Annotated in this window: 19 protein-coding genes and 1 pseudogene; 10 read left to right on the plus strand and 10 right to left on the minus strand. The window is 53.7% G+C overall.

Going from position 1 to position 21,300, the window contains the following annotated elements; all coding sequences use genetic code 11:
* The first annotated feature begins 74 nt into the window (after positions 1 to 74).
* A complete protein-coding gene (locus tag AABA21_RS12345) occupies positions 75 to 779 on the plus strand; it encodes an IclR family transcriptional regulator (protein ID WP_338250299.1) in 705 nt (234 codons plus the stop codon).
* Positions 780 to 1,161: 382 nt separating this feature from the next.
* Here the strand turns inward: AABA21_RS12345 and AABA21_RS12350 are convergent, their stop codons facing one another.
* The 3 genes from AABA21_RS12350 to AABA21_RS12360 all read right to left on the minus strand — a co-directional run bounded on the left by AABA21_RS12350 (position 1,162) and on the right by AABA21_RS12360 (position 3,869).
* On the minus strand, positions 1,162 to 1,506 hold the full coding sequence (locus AABA21_RS12350) for a mersacidin/lichenicidin family type 2 lantibiotic (protein WP_338250301.1): 345 nt from the start codon (positions 1,504 to 1,506) through the stop codon (positions 1,162 to 1,164).
* A gap of 615 nt (positions 1,507 to 2,121) precedes the next feature.
* Positions 2,122 to 2,469, minus strand: coding sequence for a mersacidin/lichenicidin family type 2 lantibiotic (locus tag AABA21_RS12355; protein ID WP_338250303.1), 348 nt, complete (start codon positions 2,467 to 2,469; stop codon positions 2,122 to 2,124).
* A gap of 491 nt (positions 2,470 to 2,960) precedes the next feature.
* Positions 2,961 to 3,869, minus strand: a complete 909-nt coding sequence (locus tag AABA21_RS12360) for a MarR family transcriptional regulator (RefSeq protein WP_338250305.1) — start codon at positions 3,867 to 3,869, stop codon at positions 2,961 to 2,963.
* A 273-nt stretch (positions 3,870 to 4,142) separates the two neighbouring features.
* Here AABA21_RS12360 and AABA21_RS12365 point away from each other — a divergent pair, with 273 nt between their 5' ends.
* The 3 genes from AABA21_RS12365 to AABA21_RS12375 all read left to right on the plus strand — a co-directional run bounded on the left by AABA21_RS12365 (position 4,143) and on the right by AABA21_RS12375 (position 6,522).
* Entirely contained in the window at positions 4,143 to 4,775 is a 633-nt protein-coding gene (locus AABA21_RS12365; RefSeq protein ID WP_338250307.1) for an NADPH-dependent F420 reductase, read from the plus strand.
* 38 nt (positions 4,776 to 4,813) lie between these two features.
* Positions 4,814 to 5,587 (plus strand): type 1 glutamine amidotransferase domain-containing protein, encoded by a 774-nt coding sequence (locus AABA21_RS12370; RefSeq protein ID WP_338250309.1) that lies wholly within the window; start codon positions 4,814 to 4,816, stop codon positions 5,585 to 5,587.
* A gap of 440 nt (positions 5,588 to 6,027) precedes the next feature.
* Positions 6,028 to 6,522 (plus strand): ClbS/DfsB family four-helix bundle protein, encoded by a 495-nt coding sequence (locus AABA21_RS12375; protein WP_338250311.1) that lies wholly within the window; start codon positions 6,028 to 6,030, stop codon positions 6,520 to 6,522.
* Between the two features lie 69 nt (positions 6,523 to 6,591).
* Here AABA21_RS12375 and AABA21_RS12380 read toward each other — a convergent pair whose 3' ends face one another.
* A complete protein-coding gene (locus AABA21_RS12380) occupies positions 6,592 to 7,539 on the minus strand; it encodes an LLM class F420-dependent oxidoreductase (RefSeq protein WP_338250313.1) in 948 nt (315 codons plus the stop codon).
* A gap of 412 nt (positions 7,540 to 7,951) precedes the next feature.
* Here AABA21_RS12380 and AABA21_RS12385 point away from each other — a divergent pair, with 412 nt between their 5' ends.
* Complete coding sequence (locus AABA21_RS12385; RefSeq protein WP_338250316.1) at positions 7,952 to 8,779, plus strand: GNAT family N-acetyltransferase; 828 nt, start codon at positions 7,952 to 7,954, stop codon at positions 8,777 to 8,779.
* A 45-nt stretch (positions 8,780 to 8,824) separates the two neighbouring features.
* Here AABA21_RS12385 and AABA21_RS12390 read toward each other — a convergent pair whose 3' ends face one another.
* Both AABA21_RS12390 and AABA21_RS12395 read right to left on the minus strand, forming a co-directional pair.
* Positions 8,825 to 9,772, minus strand: a complete 948-nt coding sequence (locus AABA21_RS12390; RefSeq protein WP_338250319.1) for an MBL fold metallo-hydrolase — start codon at positions 9,770 to 9,772, stop codon at positions 8,825 to 8,827.
* Positions 9,773 to 10,029: 257 nt separating this feature from the next.
* A complete protein-coding gene (locus tag AABA21_RS12395; protein ID WP_338250321.1) occupies positions 10,030 to 10,242 on the minus strand; it encodes a dodecin in 213 nt (70 codons plus the stop codon).
* Positions 10,243 to 10,498: 256 nt separating this feature from the next.
* Between AABA21_RS12395 and AABA21_RS12400 the strand changes: the two genes are divergently transcribed.
* Positions 10,499 to 10,882, plus strand: coding sequence for a methionine-R-sulfoxide reductase (locus AABA21_RS12400; protein ID WP_338250322.1), 384 nt, complete (start codon positions 10,499 to 10,501; stop codon positions 10,880 to 10,882).
* 383 nt (positions 10,883 to 11,265) lie between these two features.
* Here the strand turns inward: AABA21_RS12400 and AABA21_RS12405 are convergent, their stop codons facing one another.
* Positions 11,266 to 12,153, minus strand: coding sequence for a LysR family transcriptional regulator (locus AABA21_RS12405; RefSeq protein ID WP_338250324.1), 888 nt, complete (start codon positions 12,151 to 12,153; stop codon positions 11,266 to 11,268).
* A gap of 178 nt (positions 12,154 to 12,331) precedes the next feature.
* Between AABA21_RS12405 and AABA21_RS12410 the strand changes: the two genes are divergently transcribed.
* Complete coding sequence (locus tag AABA21_RS12410; RefSeq protein ID WP_338250326.1) at positions 12,332 to 13,204, plus strand: alpha/beta fold hydrolase; 873 nt, start codon at positions 12,332 to 12,334, stop codon at positions 13,202 to 13,204.
* 162 nt (positions 13,205 to 13,366) lie between these two features.
* On the opposite strand, the gene AABA21_RS12415 is transcribed toward AABA21_RS12410, so the two are convergent.
* Both AABA21_RS12415 and AABA21_RS12420 read right to left on the minus strand, forming a co-directional pair.
* Entirely contained in the window at positions 13,367 to 15,022 is a 1,656-nt protein-coding gene (locus tag AABA21_RS12415) for an FAD-dependent monooxygenase (RefSeq protein ID WP_338250329.1), read from the minus strand.
* A gap of 112 nt (positions 15,023 to 15,134) precedes the next feature.
* On the minus strand, positions 15,135 to 18,146 hold the full coding sequence (locus tag AABA21_RS12420) for a winged helix-turn-helix domain-containing protein (protein ID WP_338250331.1): 3,012 nt from the start codon (positions 18,144 to 18,146) through the stop codon (positions 15,135 to 15,137).
* A gap of 633 nt (positions 18,147 to 18,779) precedes the next feature.
* Between AABA21_RS12420 and AABA21_RS12425 the strand changes: the two genes are divergently transcribed.
* Positions 18,780 to 20,075: an MFS transporter gene (locus tag AABA21_RS12425; protein ID WP_338250333.1), complete on the plus strand. Its 1,296-nt coding sequence runs from the start codon at positions 18,780 to 18,782 to the stop codon at positions 20,073 to 20,075.
* Between the two features lie 63 nt (positions 20,076 to 20,138).
* Here AABA21_RS12425 and AABA21_RS12430 read toward each other — a convergent pair.
* A pseudogene (locus AABA21_RS12430) lies at positions 20,139 to 20,477 on the minus strand (NUDIX domain-containing protein); the annotation flags it as partial.
* Between the two features lie 128 nt (positions 20,478 to 20,605).
* On the opposite strand from AABA21_RS12430, the gene AABA21_RS12435 reads away from it, so the two are divergent.
* Both AABA21_RS12435 and AABA21_RS12440 read left to right on the plus strand, forming a co-directional pair.
* Positions 20,606 to 20,857 carry a hypothetical protein gene (locus AABA21_RS12435; RefSeq protein WP_338250335.1) on the plus strand — a complete coding sequence of 84 codons (252 nt, stop codon included), beginning with the start codon at positions 20,606 to 20,608 and terminating at the stop codon, positions 20,855 to 20,857.
* 261 nt (positions 20,858 to 21,118) lie between these two features.
* Positions 21,119 to 21,283, plus strand: coding sequence for a hypothetical protein (locus AABA21_RS12440; RefSeq protein ID WP_338250337.1), 165 nt, complete (start codon positions 21,119 to 21,121; stop codon positions 21,281 to 21,283).
* Positions 21,284 to 21,300: the final 17 nt, after the last annotated feature.

A 21,300-nucleotide genomic window follows, 5' to 3' on the forward strand; every position in this document is an offset into this window, starting at 1 on the left:
GCTATGATATTGTATAGTCGGTCGATATAGTACCTGTGCGGTGCAAATAGCGGATGAACGAGGAAATTGAGGTTATGGCACAACCGCGTCCAAATGAACGACCCCTGCAAGGCGAAACGGCTCAGACACTGGACCGTGGGTTGCGCGTGCTGGACATCCTGGCCAGCTATCCAGCGGGATTAAGCGTGCCCGACATCGCGCAGGCGCTGAATATTCACCGCACCATTGCCTATCGCCTCCTCAACACGCTGGTTGCCCACCGCCTGGTGCGCCGTACAGAGGATAGCCGGTATTGTCTGGGGATTGGATTGATTGAACTGGCTCGCCATGTCGTCCCACGCTTACAGGAGGCCGCGTATCCTGCCATGAGGCAGCTGGCGGAAGAGCTGCGGGCCACCGCCTGTCTGACGATCATGGATGGGGACGAAGGCGTTGTACTAACCACATTGGAACCAAGGACAACGACCATGCATATCGCTTATCGACCCGGATTCCGGCACGCGCTCGATAGAGGAGCGTCGGGCCTGGCCATCCTGGCCGGGCGCCCGCGACAGCCCGGCGAGCGCCGGGAGCTTACCCTGGCCCGCAAACGCGGCTACGCTACCAGCTACGACGAGATCCAGTATGGAGCCAGCGGCATCGCGGCACCCATCCAGCCCGATGGTCAGCAGGCCGAGGCCAGCATCGGTGTGGTCCTGCTGGGGAAGATCGACGAAGCCACCTTCGCGCCCCATATCATCGCCGCCGCCCACACCATCGCCGGCGCGCTGCTTCAATAAATGAAATTGCATCGGGTGTCTCTCTCTTCTTATAGAATGGGTATTACTTCCGTCATCCTGGAGGCAGGTGAGTGTTCCCACACGCGCGTCCGCTGCGCAGACGCGCTGGTTTTGCATGGTGGTGCAACAAGGGCGCGGAAGCGCCCTTGTTGCACCACCATGCTATGGGAGGGTGAGCACCGTAGGTGCGAAACCTCATGCAAGCCGCGGACGATGATCAGGAAGATAAGACACATCAAAGAGGGTCCCTTCAACATGCGAAGGAACCCTCTTTGATGTGTAGTTATCGACCTGCTTACAGAGCAATCCCACGGCAACCGGGAGAGCCAGCCCATAGATGGCTAAACGACAGCCGCCATGGTGCTACCGAACCGGGTAGTGCTTAGTGGTTGTCGCCGTGGTTGCCACCGAACCAGTTGCCGCCACCGTTTGAAGGCTGGAAGCCACCGAACCAGTTATTGCCACCATGGCAGTGGTGATGGCGACGATGGCAATGATGTGGTTGGAAGTAGCCGTCAAACTGGTAGCCACCGTTAAACTGATAGCCATAATAGAAGTTCTGATGGTTCTGGCTGTTTGATGCGCAGGCACCGCTGACAGCCGAAAGAGCTTCATCGGTCAATTCAACTGCAGCGATGGAATTCTGAGGAAGCTGCGCGAGCTCTTCACTGGTCAGGGTTTCACGATACTGAGCATCTTTCCCGGCTTTTGCAATGTTGAAGTTCATAAATGGTGCCTTTCTTTTCATGTGATAAAACGACAAATTTACTTTTGTGGTACCGTACGACGAACGCGCTACAGAAATGGCTATAGAGACAGCTATTGCAAATACCGCTATGGTATTTTTGTTTCATTGTTCTATGTCCGATCTCGTAGTGACTGCTTGCGTGTCTCAATGAATTTCGATACCTAAATCTATTATAAAAACCACCAAAACAAGCGAGCGCTTAAGGCGGGAAAATATATGTATATAAATTCATGAAGAAGCCAAAACAAGGGTGTTGCATAGCTTAATTAATGAATATAAATACACATGTGATGCCTTCTAGCAGAGGGATAAGCAAGCATTGATGGTCAGATCGTGCGAATTTGTGTGAAATTTTTATTTTCGGACATCAAATTTCAAAGTAAAAGAAAATGAATAGAAATTTATCATAATAAGAGGTTTTACGTATAAGGGGAGGAAGATTTGCTATACAAGCGAAAAGGTAGCGGCAAAAATCTCGTAACATGCAAGTCTTCTTTACTTGCGGCATTAACAGGATAAAGAAAACGAGCGACCAACTTCGCGTTGGTCGCTCGCTTCAGGTGCTCGGTGATTATCAATCGCTCTTAGAGAGGATTAGCAGCAGTGGCAGCAGCCACCATCGAAGCCACCGACGAATCCATAGCCGCCGCCGGCATAGCCGCAGCCGCCACCGACGAATCCATAGCCCTCACCGACGAGTCCATAGTTACCACCGTAAAAGGAACCCCCGGAGCGGCGGAAGCCAGGGATGGGATCGACTGGCCAGAGTCCGCCGCAGCAGGATGGATCAATGTGGCAGTGCGCGCCATTGACCGTGGCCAGGGCTGAATCGGTCAGTTCAACGGAACCGATGGGGTTCTGTGGCAACTGCGCGCGCTCCTCACTGCTGAGGCTCTCGGCATACTGGGCGTCTTTCCATGCTCGTGCGATATCAATGCTCATAATGTGTATTTCCTTTCATTCACTAAAAAAAAATTTAATGGTATCTCTCACAACGATAAGTTAATGGAATTGCCTATGCCCATGTGTACATAAATGGATTGTCAACCATAAACGACACCGACTACATAAACAACTTTGCACTCATTTCGTTTGTTTCCTTACGAATTTGGATACCTAAATGCATTATAAAAACCCCAAAAACAAGCGAGGGGTAAAAAATGGGGTGTAGATTGTCTGTTTTTTCAGAGAGCAAATGAAAATGGGATTTATGTTCAGTGCATATGAATAAAGCGTCAGGGTGATGGTGGCAGATGGGTGGAGTCGAACCTACCGATCCACATGAATTTTGAGCTTATCTGGCATGGGTAGAGCCAGGATTGTATACCAATTTTCGCAGCGTGGAAAAATGAATAAGATGTTAGGGAATTTGCTTGTTTTTGGCGGCACGAGAGGGAAATCTGGCTAACGAGCCACTAAAAAACGCCCACCGCTTACCCTTCTTCTGGTAGGTGAATGGTTAGCGAGACCTGTCTGTGTTCAAGGCCGTGGAGCACATCCAATACCAGAGGATTTTCCCTGGCCGTCAGCACCTGTTTATAGAGTTCTTCAATGGTGCGAACCTCTAATCCATTGGCCGCGATAATCAAGTCTCCTTCATATAGCTTAGATTGCGTAGTGGAACCCGATGATTTTACACTGCGCACTAGCAGACCAGGGATGTCAGGCAGTCCTGAGGCGCGGCGTATCGTTCTGGCTACCTGGACGGGCGCAAGGGACGCTCCCAGCCAGTGTAAGGGATGCCGAGGATCTTCGGAGGTGACCTGGTCGAAGCTGCTGAGCAGGATGTGAAGGAGATCAGCCAGTTGCGCGCGCTCCTGCTGATTCAATGCTGAGAGCAGACGTTCCTCATTGGCGAGATGCAATGGAGCGACCTGTTCGAAGAGCTGCAACCCCTTCTCGGTTAACCGCACCAGGACCCCACGCTGATCCGAGGGATCGGGTTGGCGCTCCACGATGCCATCGCGCTCAAGCCGATCGATGCGCACGCTGATCGTCCCCCCGGTCAGCTGCAGGGCATCCACCAGGGCACGCTGTGATAGTTGATAGGGCTGGCCAGCCCGGCGCAGAGTAGCGATCACCGCGAACGACGGCCCGGTCAGGCCAAAGCGTTCAAAGACAGCTGTAACTTCGGAGCGCAGATAGGTATGCAGCCTTTCCAATCGGCCGATGATCGCGATTGGCGCGACTGGAAGGTCCGGTAGTTCCTGAGCCCACTCTTCGAGCACCCCATCGACATGATCCTTAAGATAGTGTTTTGAATGAGAGGAGCGCTCTTTATCTGTCTCATCCGCTTGCCTGACATTTATTTTCTCTGGCAGAAATCTTTCCTGTTCCGTCATACTCCACCCATGCTTGTATCTATTCGTTGCTTTACAATCCACCCTCTAGCCTGAAGCGAAGCGCTGTACATTTTTGATCTAACCTCATGCACATAAAATCGCCCTGGCAACGAAAATGGATAAACCAATTTTGTTCTCCAATAATATCACATAGAATTATCGGAATAAATGTTTGAATTCAAACGTTGTATTGGAAGTAATAAGTGCGGTGAAATAGGGAGCCCAGAAAAGGTGCTATTTCGCCGCATTCAATAGATAGTTTATGGAGAAAACATGATGGAAAGAAAAGCGCTGGTTATTGCCGTACTGGGTGCCGGAAACATTGGACGCACGCTGGGTAAGAAGTGGAGCCAGGCGGGGCATGAACTGCATTTTGGCGTGAGCGATCCGGCGGGCAAGAACGCTCAACTGGTGCATAGCGAGTTTGGTGACCAGGCCACGGTGGGTACCATAGAGGACGCGCTGCAGAAGCAGCCCGATGTGGTACTGATCGCTTTGCCCGGCCCGGCAGTCGAAGAGGTAGCCCGGCAATATGCCACCCGGCTCGACGGGCGCATCATTGTTGATGCCGCCAATCGCGTTGGGGAAGATTCGATGCACAACCTGGGTCACTTCCAGCAGCATACGCCACAGGCTCAGCTTTATCGGGCCTTCAATTCTCTGGGATGGGAGAACTTCGCCGAGCCCAATTTTGAGGGTATCCAGGCGGACCTCTTCTACTGCGGAACCGATGGTGCTACCCGTGCCACCGTCGAGCAACTGATTAGCGAGGTTGGCCTGCGACCGGTGTATCTGGGTGGGGTTGATAAAGTTGGCGTAATGGACGCGGTCGCTTCCCTCTGGTTCGCCCTGGTCTTTGGCCAGAAGAAGCCTCGCCACCTGGCCTTCAAAGTATTAGGCATGTAGTGTACGCATAGTTCTATAAAAGAAAGAAGAAACAGTTCATGGCAGATATCAGCATTCAGAATAGCGGTTCTCACCACTCAGTGGTTGACACCACGCACACCAAACCCTTTCGCATCTTGCAGGTCGTAGCCAACCCTTCCACCTCCACCACCACTGGCTGGCCGGTAGGATTCTGGGCGGCCGAACTCTCGCATCCCTTCTATGAATTTAGCGAGGCCGGCTACGACGTCACCATTGTCAGCCCCGCTGGTGGCAAGGTCGAGGTCGACGCGCTTAGCGATCCGCGCGACCCCAGCAAGTGGTCGTCTGATGACCTGATCAGCATGGGATTTCTCTCTACTCCCGATCTGGTGGAACTGCTAGAGAACACGCCACGGCTGGCCGAACTCGACTACAGCTCGTATGATGCGCTGGTTATTTGCGGTGGGCAATCGCCGATGTTTACGTTCCGCGACAACGAAGATCTGCACAGCGCCATTCGTAGCTTTTATGAAGCTGAAAAGCCGGTAGCTGCCTTCTGTCATGGCGTGGCGGCCCTGGTGGACGCCACGCTCTCCGACGGCAGCTATCTGGTCACCGGCAAGATCGTCACTGGCTTCGCCAACGTAGAAGAGGATTACTCGGACAAAGCGGCCGGCGTCAAGATCATGCCCTGGCGTCTGGAGGACGCACTCAGAGAGCGAGGTGCCAACTATGTCCAGGCGGGTCTGTTCAAGCAATTCGCCATCCGCGACGGACGCCTGATTACGGGCCAGCAACAATACTCGGGGCGTAAAGTGGCGCAGTTAGTGATTGCCGCGCTGGGTCAATAAATAGCCGCCAGTTGGTGGCGGTTTCGCCATATGCTTGCCAACTTTGCGCAGTACCCAAACGTATACGTATACGTAGCGTCTAACGCATACCTGGTTTCATCAGAGCCGCTAGATGGAACTGGCGGGCAAGGGCAGCTGTGTGAAAGGATGAGCAAGATGAGCCAAAAGAAGCCGTCAACTGGCAAAACCGTGGCCTGGATGTATGGGGTGGTAGCCTCTTTTGTCACCGTATATGTCGTAGGAGGTATCCTGCTCGACAAATTATGGCGCAAGTAGTGGGCCGCAAATATATAACTTGTAGATTGAGAGAGGAGCATGACGTGAATTATCCTTATGGGTTAATTCGCGCCATGCTTTTCATTGTCAGAAAAGGATAGTTATAGTTAAGCTAGTGATTGCTGGACTGAATGAACAGGGATGAAATATTTCTGGAGGATAACGTGGACAAAACGAATTTGTTGAACACGATCCAGACTGAATATGCACGACTCGAAGCATTGCTCACGCCCTTAAGAGAGGCGCAGATCTGTACACCTCCCTCGGCGGGGGAATGGTCCATCAAAGATGCCATGGCGCATATCGCCGCATGGGAACAGATTTGTACGCGTTGGCTGGACGAGGTTGTGCGTGGCATTACCCCCAGGCCGGTGGAACGGACTGACATGGGGAGCAATGACCGCATTTATCGTGAGAACCGGGATCGCTCCCTGGCAGAGGTACAGGAGTTCTTTCGCCAGGCCCATCAACGCTTCGTTGAGCAGGTAGAGATACTGGTGCAGACGCTTTCGGAGGAGGATCTCAACACGCCGCATCGTTTTGCCTGGACCAGAGACTGGCCGGGTGATACCCTGGTCGCTGTCATCGCCGATAATTCCTATGAGCATTATCAAGACCATGAACAGCAGATCCGCGGCTTGTTGCAAGCTAAAAGTTAAAGTAGCATCGAGGTGTCTGGCGTATTCCGCGCCAGACACCTCGATTATGCTGGTTCCCAGGAAAAACGATTAGACGATGAACTCGCTCGCGAAGCGCTTAATCGAAGTTAACTGAGTGGCATCGGGGAAAGCGATGAGCAGTTCCTGCACGCCGGCTTCTTCGTATGCCTGCAGGCGCTGACGGATGGTATCGATGCTACCGACAAGTGTATTATTGATGGCATTGCCAAAGCGAGCCTTCATCATTGGTGGAACTTTGGCCAGCGCCTCTTCATCGGTTTCACCAATAATGCAGACGCTCATCGATGTACGATGGATACTGTTGTAGTCACGTCCGATGGCCTCGCAGTGCTGGCGGATAACCTCAAATTTGTGTTTGAGGGTTTCAAGGTCGCCGGAGACATTACAGGCATCGCCGTACTGGGCCACCAGCTTGAGGGTCACTTTTTCACCGCCGCCACCGATCAGCAATGGGATGTGTGGCTTCTGTACCCCTTTAGGCTGATTGATGGCGCCATTGACATGGTAATATTTGCCTTCGAATACAGCCTCCTCCTGCGTCCACATAGCCAGAATAACCTGGACAGCCTCGCGCAGATAGCGCAGGCGTTCAGGGGCATCAGGATAGTCATAGCCATAGGCACGGTATTCATGCTCATACCAGCCGGCGCCGATGCCGAAATTGAGGCGACCATGCGACAGGACATCGACTGTACTGGCCATCTTGGCCAGCAGGGCGGGATTCCGATAACCGTTGCAGGAGACCATCTGGCCGATACGGATGCGCCTGGTATCACGGGCCAGAGCGGCCGTTGTGGTCCAGCACTCAAACGTCACTTCCTGAGAGGGCTGAGGGATGGTATGAAAATGGTCCACCAGCCACGCTGAATTGAAACCAGCCTCATCGGCCGTTTGCGCCACACGGGTCATGGTTTCGTATGCCTCAACAGGATCCTTGATATGGGCCAGGTCCATGGTCCAGCCTTGCGGGAGTGAAATGCCAAACTGAAGTGCCATGAATAGAAATACCTTTCTGCGAAAACGCTATCCACAATTAGATGACAGGTAAAGGAAGTGAGATCGACTATAAATAGGTCACTGTGGGAGTAAATGCGAACACCGGACACTGACCGCTTTTATTGTAATACATATCATGGTTAATTGTCTGAGATATTATTTACCAGAAGACGAACCGGCCGAGAACGGGGTCGCTACGCTCCAAAGCTGGGGCAAGCCCAGCACCTACGGGGCCTTTCATTTTCCGAAGGCATGTTCCCTCTTCTTTGTACATTCCTGTTTGCAAAATGTGGAATGGTATTTTGTTTGCATTGCCATGTGGATAGGGGGTAGAGGATAAGTTATACTTTGATTAAAATGTATGATGCTATTTGATCAATGTTGACGAGATCCTGAATTGATGCAGGGGGTAATGATGGAGCAGCCGTACGATGGTCTGGCAGAGCAAGCCATGGTTGAGATGATTGAGGCAAATACGAATGAATTTTTGCTCACCCTGGGACGCCGGGGGGGCGGTGAGGAATGTAATGAGGCGGGTCGGCAGTGGATTATCGGTGGATCTCCGCTTGCCTATCATAATTGTGTGATACGTGCCCATCTCAGCGAGGAGAACGTGGATGAAGTTATCGAGGACTCCATACGGCTGCTGCAGTCCTACAACGTGCCCGGTTCCTGGCATGTTGGACCGTGGATGGGTCCGGATAATCTCGGCTCGCGGCTGATTGCGCATGGTTTCACGCATGAGGGTAGTGAGCCAGGGATGGCGCTTGATCTGGGGCAGCTAAACGAGTCTATTTCCGTACCCGATGACCTGGTTATTCAGCGCGTACGTAACGAGCGGGAGTTGGAGATATGGGCACGTACGCTAGGGATGGGATTTGGAGAGGGAGAGATTGAGGCGAACTGGGTGGGAGCCATGTATCGCAAGATAGGTTTTGACGAGGATGGGCTGTGGCACCATTACCTGGCACGGTGGCATGGTGAGCCGGTAGCCACGGCATCGCTTTTTCTAGGGGCCGGTGTGGCGGGCATCTATTTTGTCTTCACTTTGCCGCAGGCGCGCCGCCAGGGGATCGGGGCCGCCATCACGCTGGCCGCGCTGCAGGACGCCAGCATGTGGGGTTGCAGTGTCGGCGTCCTGGGCTCATCTTCAATGGGTTACTCGGTCTACCAGCGTCTGGGTTTTCAGGAGTATTGCCGGATTGAGATGTACGAGTGGACGCCTTCTGATAGCAGATAATCTAGACTATCTGCTATCAAGGACTTTTATGGTACATTCGTTGTATTAACTCATGAGCCATTGCATGATGTAGCGTATGTTGTCGTTGTGGGCGCCGCTATAAAATGGGCGGTCGATTGGTTCGGGGATTTCGATCATGCGTGAGGCGTCCGCGACCACTTCATCGAGCGGATAGTTGATCAAGGCGGCGGCCTGCTCCAGGTCTTTTTCGGTTGGGAGTTGCTGTTTTAACACGCCGCGGCAGCGCTGCTCGATCTCGCGGAAATAGGTGAGGTTGGCGTCGATGATGCCAGGGCTGGTCGTGCCCCCATGGGAGCAGAGGACGCGTTGAGGTTGCAGGCTGGCGAAATGCTCCAGGGTCGAGAACATGGACGGGACGCCCGCGACGTTTGCTAGCAGTGGCAGCGGTGTCTCGACGGCATCGAAGGCGAGCAGCAGGCGTAGTTCAGGGAGCCAGGCTGCGATGTGGTCCCGGCAATGTCCCGGCGCGCTAAAGAGCTCAATCGTCAGATCGCAACCGTCCAGGGTGAGTCTATCAGGAAAGGTGATGGTTGGAGGAGTGAGAGCGACCGTGTGGAAGTGGTTGGGATAGCTCCGCTGAAATCCGGCCAAAAAGGTCTGCTCTTTCTCCGATTGCAGGCGCGTCCGACAGTGTGCATGCGCGATGATTGGCGTGGTACGCTCTCCCGTAAAGTAGCTGTTGCCCCACGAATGATCCCAGTCTGCGTGGCTATTCATGATCAGCAAAGGTTTTTTGACCGGATCCGCGCATATATCCTCGAAGATCGTGGCCATATCTTCCGGTCGAATCGATGTATCACAGAGCAAACGAAAGCGATCGGTGGTCAGGAGATAGCAGTCGACCTCCATGCCATCGAACTCGGTTGGCCCTGAGAAGTTGTTGGGGCAGACACGCAGGCGGCTGCCGCGATAGACGCGCACGCGATCATCCTGGCTCATCTCGGGTATGATGGAGATATCGGACATTGACATTGGTGAGGCTCCAATCTATTGAATTGTGTGTTATCCTCTGCATCTTACCCTTTCTGACCGGGTTATGTCTATTGGTGGAAGGTGTTCGACCGGAAACGGGGTTATAAGCCGGGGCGAGCCCGGCACCTATGAGGGGAGGTGGCATCGTTGGTGGAAGGTGGGCGCGGGGGAACGGGGTTGTAAGTCGGGGCGAGCCCGGTTGAGGATGCCTCCGGCATTCTCGCCCACGACGACGATGATTTGTGATGATCATGTGTTTATTCGAGGGCAAAGCCGATCTCCAGGGTGACCTGGTATTCAATGGCTTCTCCGCCGATGCGGCCCCTTTGTTCTTTGATCTCGAACCACTGTACGTGGCGCAGGGTTTTTTGCGCTCGCACGATGGCGCGTCTTACGGCGTCATCAAAACCGACGCTTGAGGTACCGACCAGTTCTGTTTTTCGGTAGATTTTAGCTTCGTGTGTTGACATAACTCTCATCCCCTTTGTGATTGCTGTGTTTACTTTACCTCTCTTCTTCTTATACGCTGATCTTTTCAAATGAGACGAGTTGGATATAATGCTGAGATGTAGATTTGTGTGATGGGCACAGGGTCTCTGGATAGCGGGAAATGACGTGGTTTTGGGGAACATACGTGTGGCGGTGAATTGTTATAAATATTATCATGAGTAAGAGATGTTTTTTTATGAGGACAACCTTGAGAAATTGAGATAGGGGAAGATAGATATGAACAAATTAACACCGCAAGAAGAGTGGGTCATGGTCCATAAGGGGACCGAGCGCCCTTTTAGCAATGAGTATGATGAATTTTTTGCCGACGGCACCTTTATCTGTCGGCGCTGTAATGCCCCGCTCTTTTCTGCTGAGAGCAAGTTTAATAGCGGTTGTGGTTGGCCTGCTTTTGATGAGAATTATCCGAACGCGGTCCGCCGCGAGACGGATGCGGATGGCAGGCGCACCGAGATCTTGTGCGCGAACTGTGGTGGACACCTGGGACACGTTTTCCTGGGTGAGCGCCTGACAGAGAAGAATACGCGCCACTGCGTCAATTCGCTGTCGATCCGCTTTATCCCCAAAGGGAAAGAGCTTCCTGCCACACTGCATGAATAATCATGGTTGAGGGTCCCATTCGGGCGGTCGCATATGCGGCCGCCTGTTTTCTTATATGGTGAGGCAGTGCTAGCGCATACTTACTCAAGACCTGGGCTACGTATTGTTGCACTCAATGATTGCGGTAAACTGGTCATCTGAGCGAGCCGTCAGAGTGAGCAGTATTGGTATACTTTTCTCGCGGAGCACCACCAGCAGGTGCGACTTTTGTGAGAAAGGCAGAAACCATGCTCATCGTTAATAGCAACCACCTCATGTGAGCAGGAGTAGGCAATCTGGATGAGCCATGTCCCTACTGTGGGTCAGCTTTGGCGAACTATCCCCTAGTTGTCAGCAAATTACTTCCCTTGTTTCTGTTGTGCGGTAGTGTCCTGTTTTAGATATCAAGCATCTGCGGCGGCCTGTTTGAACAAGGAGCTAAACGCTTGTACCACCTTGCTTTGTGGGAGCGGAACTTCTCTGGTGATGAGACCAAGAGGCATATGCAGCTTCCAGTCTTTAATATGTCGGATAACTGTGCCGTCTGGAATATGGTATGTGGCGAGTTGAGGCATGATTGCGACTCCCATTCCTTGCTGGACGGCTTGCTTGATGATTTCGAGACTACCGATCTCAATGCCAATTGCCAGTGGAAGTCCGCGTGCCATAAAGGCTTGCTCGATAGCCGTGCGATAGGCACAGGGCGGATCCGTGAGGAGCAAGCATTCAGCGCATAGATCGCTCAGCAAGATCTCGTCTTGTTGCAGGAGAGCATGGTTTTTGGGGAGGAGTAGGACAGGCGTTTCGGTCAGGATTGGTTCGAAGATGAGTCCTACGTTGGCGGGTGGTGGGGTTGAGATGCCAAGATCAATCTGATTGGCTATGAGTTGTTCGTGCGTGCGGTTTGTGCTCAGGATCTCGATTGTGAGACGGATACGGGGATAGCGCTCACGAAAGGTGCACATGACCTGCATAAGATAGAGTTGTGCTATTGGCTCGATCATGCCCACACGTAACGTGCCGCTCTCTCCTGCGGCGAGATCTGAGAGATCCTGCTGCATTTGCTCGACTTGATTGAGTACATGCTGAGCGTGGATGAGGAGTGTGTGTCCTGCGGCGGTAAGCTGGATTTTTCTCCGTTGGCGATCAAAGAGTTCGACTCCGAGTTCCGCTTCAAGTTGCTGAATTTGTAGTGTGAGTGTTGATTGCGCGTATTGCAGTCGCTCGGCAGCCTGGACAAAACTACCTGTCTCCGCAATCACCTTGAACGTCTGCAAATGCCGTAGATCCATAATCCTCAACCTATCAGTAAAGATGAATGTTTGCTTCGAATACTTTGTGTTGTTCGATATATCATACTCTGTTATGCTGATGGAGCGCAAGCAAATTATCCGTGTGACGACTTATTGTAGGATACGTCTGTACAGAACCCTGTCTGCTCAAGAGGGGTTCAACAAGAGAAGGGACAAAATGACTACGCCACTTCCGGCTCAATTAGAGCCTCTCTTTACGCATCAAACAGCACAAGTCAATGGAGTCCGTTTACACTATGTCATTGGCGGTCAAGGATTTCCGGTGGTGCTGCTCCATGGCTGGCCTCAGACCTGGTACGAATGGCGAAAAATTATGCCTGCACTCGCCGAGAAATATACGGTGATCGCGCCCGATTCGCGTGGGATGGGCGATTCGGAAAGAACGGAAAGCGGCTATGATGCCTCAACACTGGCTGAGGACGCCTTCTCTCTGGTGCGCTCTCTAGGTTTCCAGCAGATTTTCCTCGTCGGTCATGATCTGGGGGTCTTAACCGCCTATGCCTATGCCGCTCGGTACCGTGAGGCTGTGCAGCGCCTCGTGATCCTGGACAGTCCCCTCGAAGGCTTTGGGGGCGAAGATTTTGTCACCAAACTCAAAATCTGGCACTTCGGCTTTTTCCAGGCTCCTGGGAGCCTGGCGGAATCTCTCGCCGAAGGACGCGAGCACATCCTGCTTCAGTGGTTCTTCTCCCGTGCGAGAAATTCGGCTGCATTCACTCAGGAAGATATCGACGAGTACGTTCGTTGTTATTCTGGCCGAGACGCCTTACGAGCCGGATTTGAGTATTATCGCTCGTTCTCAACCAATGCACAGCTCTTTAAAGAATACAGCAAAGAAAAGTTACACATCCCGGCCTTAGCGTTGGGAGGCGAATACAGCGGTGCAGGCTGGCCTTTCCATAGTCTCGCTCAGCTTGCTGAACACGTCTCCGGCGGCATCATCCCACAATGCGGCCACTATATTGCAGAGGAACAACCAGAAGAACTACTACAACGACTCAACGCATTTTTCTCTGAACAAGAGCCGTAGGCCGCCAAAAGCAGGCACAGTACGTGCAAGAAAAGTATCTTTATAGAGATGAGATATCTTTTATGACAAAAAGGAGATGTATTCCATAGTTATGGAAATACATCTCCTAATGATGTGCTAGCGGATCACGTTTGCACCAGGCACAAACATGACCCGCTAGCACTACCTCACCATATTTCTGAATACGTGCTCAAGTGCCTGGATGGGATCGGGCGGGAGAGAATGGGCGCGCCAGGCAATGAAGCCGTCAGGTCTCATCAGCACTGCCCCACTGCTGGTGAGACCATAGCTTGATTGGAATTGCAGCTCTGCGTCGGCGTATGGCTGGTGAGCGCCAATGCCGTGTATGGCAAGTGGAACATTGAGTTTATTGGATGCATTGGTGACGGCTGCGGCCCAGGAATCGCTGCTGGGGGTGAGCAGAACGAATTCCCGGCCGAAGAGATCGAGGGTTGACAGGGTTTCTCCGTTGGAAGAGAGCCAAATGTGTGGGGCGCGGGTGCCGGGGCTTCCTGATGGTGCGTTTTCAAACAATGGTGTGATGGTCTCATCCTCGGGGATAATGGCGTTTGAACGGTAGAGGTAGCCGCTGACGACGCTAAAGCCGGTGGGCTGAGGCGCATCAGGGAGCAGGCGCACGCGTTTTATGAGCTGGGAGGCGCTCCGCATGATCTCCTCGTGCTGTTCATGCTGTGGTAAGCGATAGGCATACAGCCAGGAGGAGACGCCGACCGCCAGGTCAGCGGCTGGCTGGCGCTCGGCCCCGTAGGTGGCAAGCAGGGAGGGAGCAACCTGGCCTTTCAGAACCATAGCCAGCTTCCAGGCCAGATTGTGGGCATCGGCGATGCCTGTATTGGCGCCGAATGCCCCCATGGTGGTCATCACGTGGGCGGCATCTCCGGTCAGAAAGATCCGGCCCGCCTGGTAATGTTCGGCGACGCGAGCGGCCAGCTCCCAATATAAGGTACCGACAAGCCTGACTGGCCAGTCGGATCTGCCGATGGCGGCGCGCACCAGTTCGAGGCAACGCGCCTCTGATAATGGTGTGGGCTCACCAGGTTTAAGGTGAGCCAGTAACCCCCACCTGTCCTCAGCCGATTGTCCGATTATTCCCTCTACAGTAGGATTGTTGATAAATCCGAGGGTGATCTTGCGACCGGGTAGCAGGGGACTGAGATCGGCCTGGAACAGGATACTGATCCAGTTTCCCAACTCGCCATAGCCATAGCTATCGATGCCCAGTTGCTGGCGCACCATACTGCGATTGCCATCGGCGGCCACCAGGTAGGAGGCGCGCACCTGGTATTCACGGCCCGTCTCACGTTCTTTCACCCGCGCCGTTACCTCGGCCGCATCCTGCTCAAACGATACAAGCTCGTTGGAGAAACGGATATCGCAGCCAGCGCCCCTGGCATGGGCCAGCACGATCGGCTCAAGCTTATCCTGCCCAATCAGGGCGCGGCGCGTTGGACTGACGAAGGGATCGGGTTGTTGATACTGCTGATTGATGATCCGCTCGCTAGCATCAACGACCGGACCCACCAGGCTGGCGGCGCGCAGTCCCATTTCGCCCAGTTCATTCAGTGGCGTTTCCGCCTGGAAAATAGCGGACTCCAGACCGGCCTGGCGGAAGATCTCCATGCTGCGTGGGTTAAAGGAGCCTGCGCGCGCATGGATTGAGGTGCCGGAATGACGCTCAATCAGTAGACAGCGTATCCCCTGTCGAGCCAGAAAGAGGGCCAGCGAAAGGCCAACGATACTGCCTCCAACGATAAGGACCGGTGTCTCCTCCAATGTAGTAGTTGTCTGGTTGCTCATCGTGTTGTACTCCTATCCCTGGTGAAATTGATCAAGAACTGTCGATGAGCAGCAGTATAAAGTGGAGGCGGGTGATATGGCATCACCCGTGCTGGTGAAATCGGAAAGGTATTCAAGAAAGTCGGCGACGTTGGACGGTGGTCTGCAGTTCTCGGCGTGTATGCACCCCTAGCTTGTGATAGATGCTGCGCACCTGGGTCTTGACTGTATTGAGCGAGACGACCAGCTCACGCGCGATCTGAGGATAAGAGAGGTCAGCCAGCAGCAGGCGCAGCACACGCTGTTCCTGACGAGAGAGCGGCTCGGGTGTTGCCAGAAAGGGTGCCTGATTCGGTCCAAATGCCTGCAGTACAGATTGGAGGTAGCGGGCCAGGGCCGGTTCATATATCTGTCGCTGCAGCGAGCGCAGCAGGACCGCCGCGTCCTCCCCCTGATCCAGGAACAGGCGATGATAGCCTTCGGTATGGGCGCGAATCAGGATCGTCTGCAGCGTCTGGCGCACCTGGAGGGTACGGTGTTGAGCGTATTGGATGCTAGCCACCAGGAGCTGCATCTCCAGCCATGCACGCAGACGTCCCGCCGCCTGTGCTTTTTCTTGTAGTCGTAAAAGCAGTTCAGAGGCGGCCGAAAAGTCTTTCTGGCGCACCAGCAGGCGAGCCTGCAGTATGTCGAGCTGCTCCTGGAGCGGTTCTGGTAGGTCTGAAGTTTCGGAAATGAGGGTAGAGAGCTGATGTTGGGCGGTCACAAGATCATTTTCCAACAGCAGGAACTGGATCTGGCAGATCTGGACCTCGTAGGCGAGCGACTGGTGGTCTGAAAGTCGTGTGAGCAGCGCGGACAGGCGCTGTTGAGCATGGCTTCTCTGGTCGCGCGCATAGGCGATACGCGCGATGACCAGGGCTGCCTGCGTCTGTAATAGCTGGCTCTGTAACTGCTCAGCAAGGGCAATCGCCTCTTGAGCCGCGCGCTCAGCCGCGTCCAGATTATTCCATTCATAGAACAGGCGCGCCTGACCGAGTAGGGCTGGCGATAGATCTTCTACATCACCTAAATCCCTGGCTTCCTGCAGAACAGCCTGGTAGCAAGAGGACGCCAGCTGTAAGGCTCCCTGTTCGAAATAAACGAGTCCCAGGGCTAGCCTGCAGCTACGGGCCCCATGGAGATGATGCAAGGTTGTCCATATAGCCTGGGCCTCCTGCAGGGTCTCGCGGGCCCGTATGATCTGACCAGCAATGAGCTCGCCTATGCCAAGGATATTCAGGCTCATCCCGCGCCAGTGCTGGGCCTCGGCGGGCAGCAGATCCAATGCCTGGCGGGCGTAATCTGCGGCCCGCTCAACCTCGCCGTGCCAGATGGCGTGCTGGGCACGGAACGTAAAGACCTCTCCCAGCCGTACCGTGTTGTCCTGCGCGCGCCAGCACTCCTCGGCGTGAAGCAAGAGCCGCTCGATATGGGCCAGTTCCACGCTGGACGGGGGAGAGGGGACGAAGCTCAAAGAGAGGACCCAGGCAAAGCCCAGGCAGAGCAATGGATGCAGGTAGAGCTCCTGTTCTGGCAACTGCTCCAGCCAGCGGCGCAGGGTATGAACCTCCTGTAGATCATTGAAGCCCTGCAACGTCAGCATCTGCACCATCATCTCGGCGGCCAACGCCAGCTCCTCGGCTCGCAGGGCCGCCTCGATGGCCTCATTTAGCATATGCTGCTGCAGATACCACAGGCTGGCCTGCCGGGCCGCCTGCAGCATTTTGTCTCGCTCAACGCGGTGTCTGGCCTCGGCTCGCAGCGCTTCCGCAAAAAGCGGATGATAGCGATACCATGGCCCGGGGCCTTCCAACTGTTCCAGGAACAGACCGCGTTGCGCCAGAGAGTGCAGCAGTGACGCGCTAGTGCGTTTACCGGTTACCGCGTCACAGAGAGATGGCGTCAGGCGATTAAGTATGCAGGTAGAGAGCAGGAACGTTTGCAAGGCTGGTGGGAGCGTATTTAGAACTTCGTCAATGAAATATTCCTGCAAGGGGAGCTGATTACGCACAAAGCTGTTTAATTGCTGCTCAATAGTCTCCTGTGCCTGGTTTTTTCGCAGAGAGAGTGAGAACAGGCGCAGGCCTGCCGCCCAGCCTTCCAGTTGCGCATCGATCTGCTGGAGCGTCTGAGGGGTCAATGGCGCGCCAACGAGCGGCTGCAGGAAGGCCGCCATCTCGTCCGCATTAAAGCGCAGCTCGTCTGTTCCAATCTCGCAGAGCTCGTCGCGGATGCGCAGCCGGTTCAGCGGCAGGGCCGGTGTGCTGCGGGTAATGATCACAAGGTGCATGGTGTGTGGCAGGTGATCAAGGAAAAAGGTTAGCGTCTGATGGATGGTAGGAGCGGTAATCAGGTGATAGTCTTCTAGCACCAGGATGCCGGGTCTGGCGATGTGGGACAGCGCATTCAGAAAATAGGTGAGGATGGTATCCAGAAAATGGGTCTCATGCAGATGCTGAGAGATCAAGGCCAGCTGCTCAATGGCGGACTGTCCGGGGTCGGGCTGAAAAACGCGGCAGGCAGTCATCACATAGCGCCAGAAGCGCACCGGGTCGTTGTCGTTGGCATCCAGGGACAGCCAGGTCAGGGTGGGAAAGTGCTGCCGCGTATTGCGCGCCGCCTGCCACTGACTGATCAGGGTAGTCTTGCCACTGCCCGCGGGGGCCGAGAGCAGGATCAGGCGGCGCTCCAGCCCCGCGTCGAGTAACGTAAACAGACGCTCGCGGGGAACAAGAGCGCTGGCCACACGGGGGAGCTGAAACTTTGGTTCAAGCAAAGGAACCGACAGCATCCCCTGCAACTCCTGGCTGACCTCCTCCAGGCGAGAAATGGTAATATCGGTACTCTTGCCCACGTAGCGCTTAACGACGCGTTCGCCCTGACGCTGGTAGGCATACCAGTAGGCCTCGCTGGTACGTTTGCGCGTCTCTTTCAGCACATTGAAGCGCTGCTGTCCATGCTGAAAAGAAAAGGACTTATGGGTATGCAGCCAGTCCAACCACTCGGGTCCCGGCACCGGCAATAGAAAGCGGCCCCTCTCATAGAGTTCGTAACGGCACTGGGAGCCCGACCAGCGCAATGTGAAGAGTGAGGTTCGTGGCATAGCAGCTCGTCCCTTCGCGCGTTCTCAATTTGTTCCCCAAACATTTCTTACTAGAGAGTATAAAGGATATCTATGAGCCATACAAGTCAGCATTAGCATTGCATTACAGTCCCCCAGATATCTTTTGGGTAACATACACGGGGTGAAAAAAGTAGAATTTTAGCCACGATATCGCCGCCAGCGCGTTGTAATTCGCAGAAATAAGAGGTAAGATCTTAGTACAGACCGCGGGGCGAAGATAGAAACAACGTATCTCACCCTGACCGGGCTGAAAGATCCAATCATCGCGGTATTGGTAGGGCAAACTACAGTACCGTGAGACAACCAAATAGTGATGCTACGATCGATGGTGCCGCACTAGCGTCGGTGCGCCCCCGACTCTTCCAATCAGATAGATCTGGTACAACCTATCAAAGATAACCATGCATATCCACGTGCGATATGTCCGCTCTCAGAGGCTCCAGAGTAGATAAAGCGATCTTTATCCCAAAAATCAGGACGAATCGAAGTCCACATGTCATGTGACATAAGTATATAAATAATGTATCACTATAACTAGATTTCAGGACCTACAAGCAAGCCAATGCATTTTTGATGTCCCATTTGCAACTACCTATGAAGGTGTAGTTTTTCATGTCATACGGAATCATTAGAACGAATCAGACGCTACTTTTTTTTGCTTGTTGTTTTACATTTATTGCAAGTGGACTACTCGGGGTTCTACCAGCAGCAAGTTTAGTTGTATTAGCGCAAAACACACACACAGATACCAGCACAGCTGGTCTCATTTTTACAGTAAGTTCATTAGGAACGATTGTCGCGGTGGTCGCCAGCAACGCGTTGGTCAAGCGGCTTGGATCGAAAGCGGTCGTCATGGGCGGGCTGGCAGGGCTGATAGCTTCCAGCATCATGATTCCGCTGGCCCAGCAATTCAACGTCTGGCTGGCGGCTGAGATGCTACAGGGGATCAGCATCGGACTGATCAATATCGGTGTCATCATGATCCTGACACTGAATTTTGGCGACAGGCTGGGTGAAAAGTTGAATATGCTGTACGGCTCGGTCGGCATGGGTTCGCTGCTCGCGCCAATCTTTCTATCGTATGTACTCTCGTTTACCGGGAGCGCACTGGCGGCATTCATCGTTACCGCGCTAGTGGGGCTGCTGTGTCTATCGACATTTTACGTCTTACGCTTTCAAACCAGGGCGGTCAGGCGCAATGTCAGTGAGGAAGTATATGTCGCGCAGCCATCCCTGATGCCCGACCGGACCGGGCCAGCATTTAAGCAGCCGCTGCTGTGGCTGATCGCTCTGCAGGTATGCCTATATGTGGGTGCTGAGGCAGGTTTTAGCAACTGGGTGATTACCGCCATCAGCAAGGAAGCCAATATCAGCATCCGGATGACCACGCCAGCGGCAACGCTGTTCTGGATCGGCATCACTGTTGGACGCATGGTAGTGGCGCGCTTAATGAAGCGGGGTCACCTCACCAATGCTCAACTGCTCTATATCAGCATGCTGGGTGGAGCAGCCTGCGGCGTTCTGCTGATCGCCTGTATGCAGGCGCCAATCATCTGTTTTGTGGCCAGCTTCGGGGTAGGACTCTTCCTGGGACCCATCTTCCCGACCTTGCAGGTCATCGCCACCCGGCGCTTCGACCGTGTACCAGCGTTGGTCTCCAGCGTCATCATGGTCAGCTCGGGCTTCGCTGGCATGACCATTCCGCTGTCAATGGGGATGCTCATTCCCCAGATCGGCGCGCGCGAAGTCATGATGATCCCAGCGTTACTATGCCTGCTGGTAGCCTTTCCATACTACCTGGCCAACCGGAAAGAGCAGAAGATCGTCGCTTACCGGCAGCAGCAGACGGAGCAGCCCATTTATGAACTGCCCACGATCCAATTGCCGATCGTCGAAGGCGTCGCATAAGTTATACATAGCATTGTCAGAAGCAGCATCGAAGCATGTGTATCGTACTTCGATGCTGCTTTATTATGTATTGCTTGCTATTTTATGGGTGTAGACGATCGCTGCATCCGCATCCCCTGAAAGCCAATGCCTTAATGGTTCACTGTCGTACCACGTATGTACGCTGAGCAGATCAAGCACAGATTCCACCTCTTTCCAATGCGCGGAAAGCACCAGATCATCTGGGTCCTGAGGGCAAATGTGTCCCGAAACTTCGCAGGCGAAATGAAAAGCAAAGCCAGCGTCGCGCAGACCATTTTCAGTTGTGCGTAGCAGTTGCACCACGAATGCGAGCTGTGGAGTGCCCGTAAGCTGCAAGCCAGTTTCCTCCAGCAATTCTCGCCGTAAGGCTGCTACAAGATCTTCCCCAGGCTCTTAGCCTTAAGGGCTAGCTACAATACCAATCAGTGTAAAACGTTGGTCACCTCGTAGCGTAGTAATAAGCGATAGCCGTTAGTGAGTGGGTATGTTCTCCAGAAAGGGAACCTCTCATGTTTCGATTTGTATACAGAAGCTGGCGGGCGCTAACGATGCCGCAGGTGAGTATGAATCCGCAACTGAATGAAGAGGAGCGCAGGGCCAGGTTGGCAGAGGAACAGGAACGACTGCGCGCGCGGCATGACGCCTTGCAGCAGGCGCGGCAAAAAGCTGGCCCATTAAAGCTGGGAGACACCGAAGCGCAACTGAAGCGCGTCTCCGAGGAAGTTACCATAGAGGCCGCCGAAAAGAAGAAGAGGCACTAGGAAGAGCCAATACCCCTTGTATATTTTGTCGTTAGCACGTTATACTACTCTAGTATGCGAAAGATAGCAGTTAAAAGGAAACGTGCAATGTTTGCTCATTATTGACGCTGACATGTAACCCAGTATCTCTATACACTGTCACCACTCAGTAGTACAGTTGCTATTGAGAGGGTTTTCTATTGCATATTTCCGTGGATTATACATGCGCATCTATCTACCTCTATTCGTGCTCCTCCATTATCTTTTCTGGTATATCCACATATGACCTTCAATTGGTGGGACGTGGGCGCCCGGGAACGGGGTCGCTGCGCTCCAAGTTGGGGCAAGACCAGCACCTATGGGGAGGCGGCGGCGTTGGTGGGACGTGGACGTTTGGGAACGGGGTCGCTGCGCGACAAGCCAGGGCAAGCCTGGCACCGACGATGATTACGAAATATATTGAT

This window comes from Dictyobacter halimunensis (genome assembly GCF_036245075.1).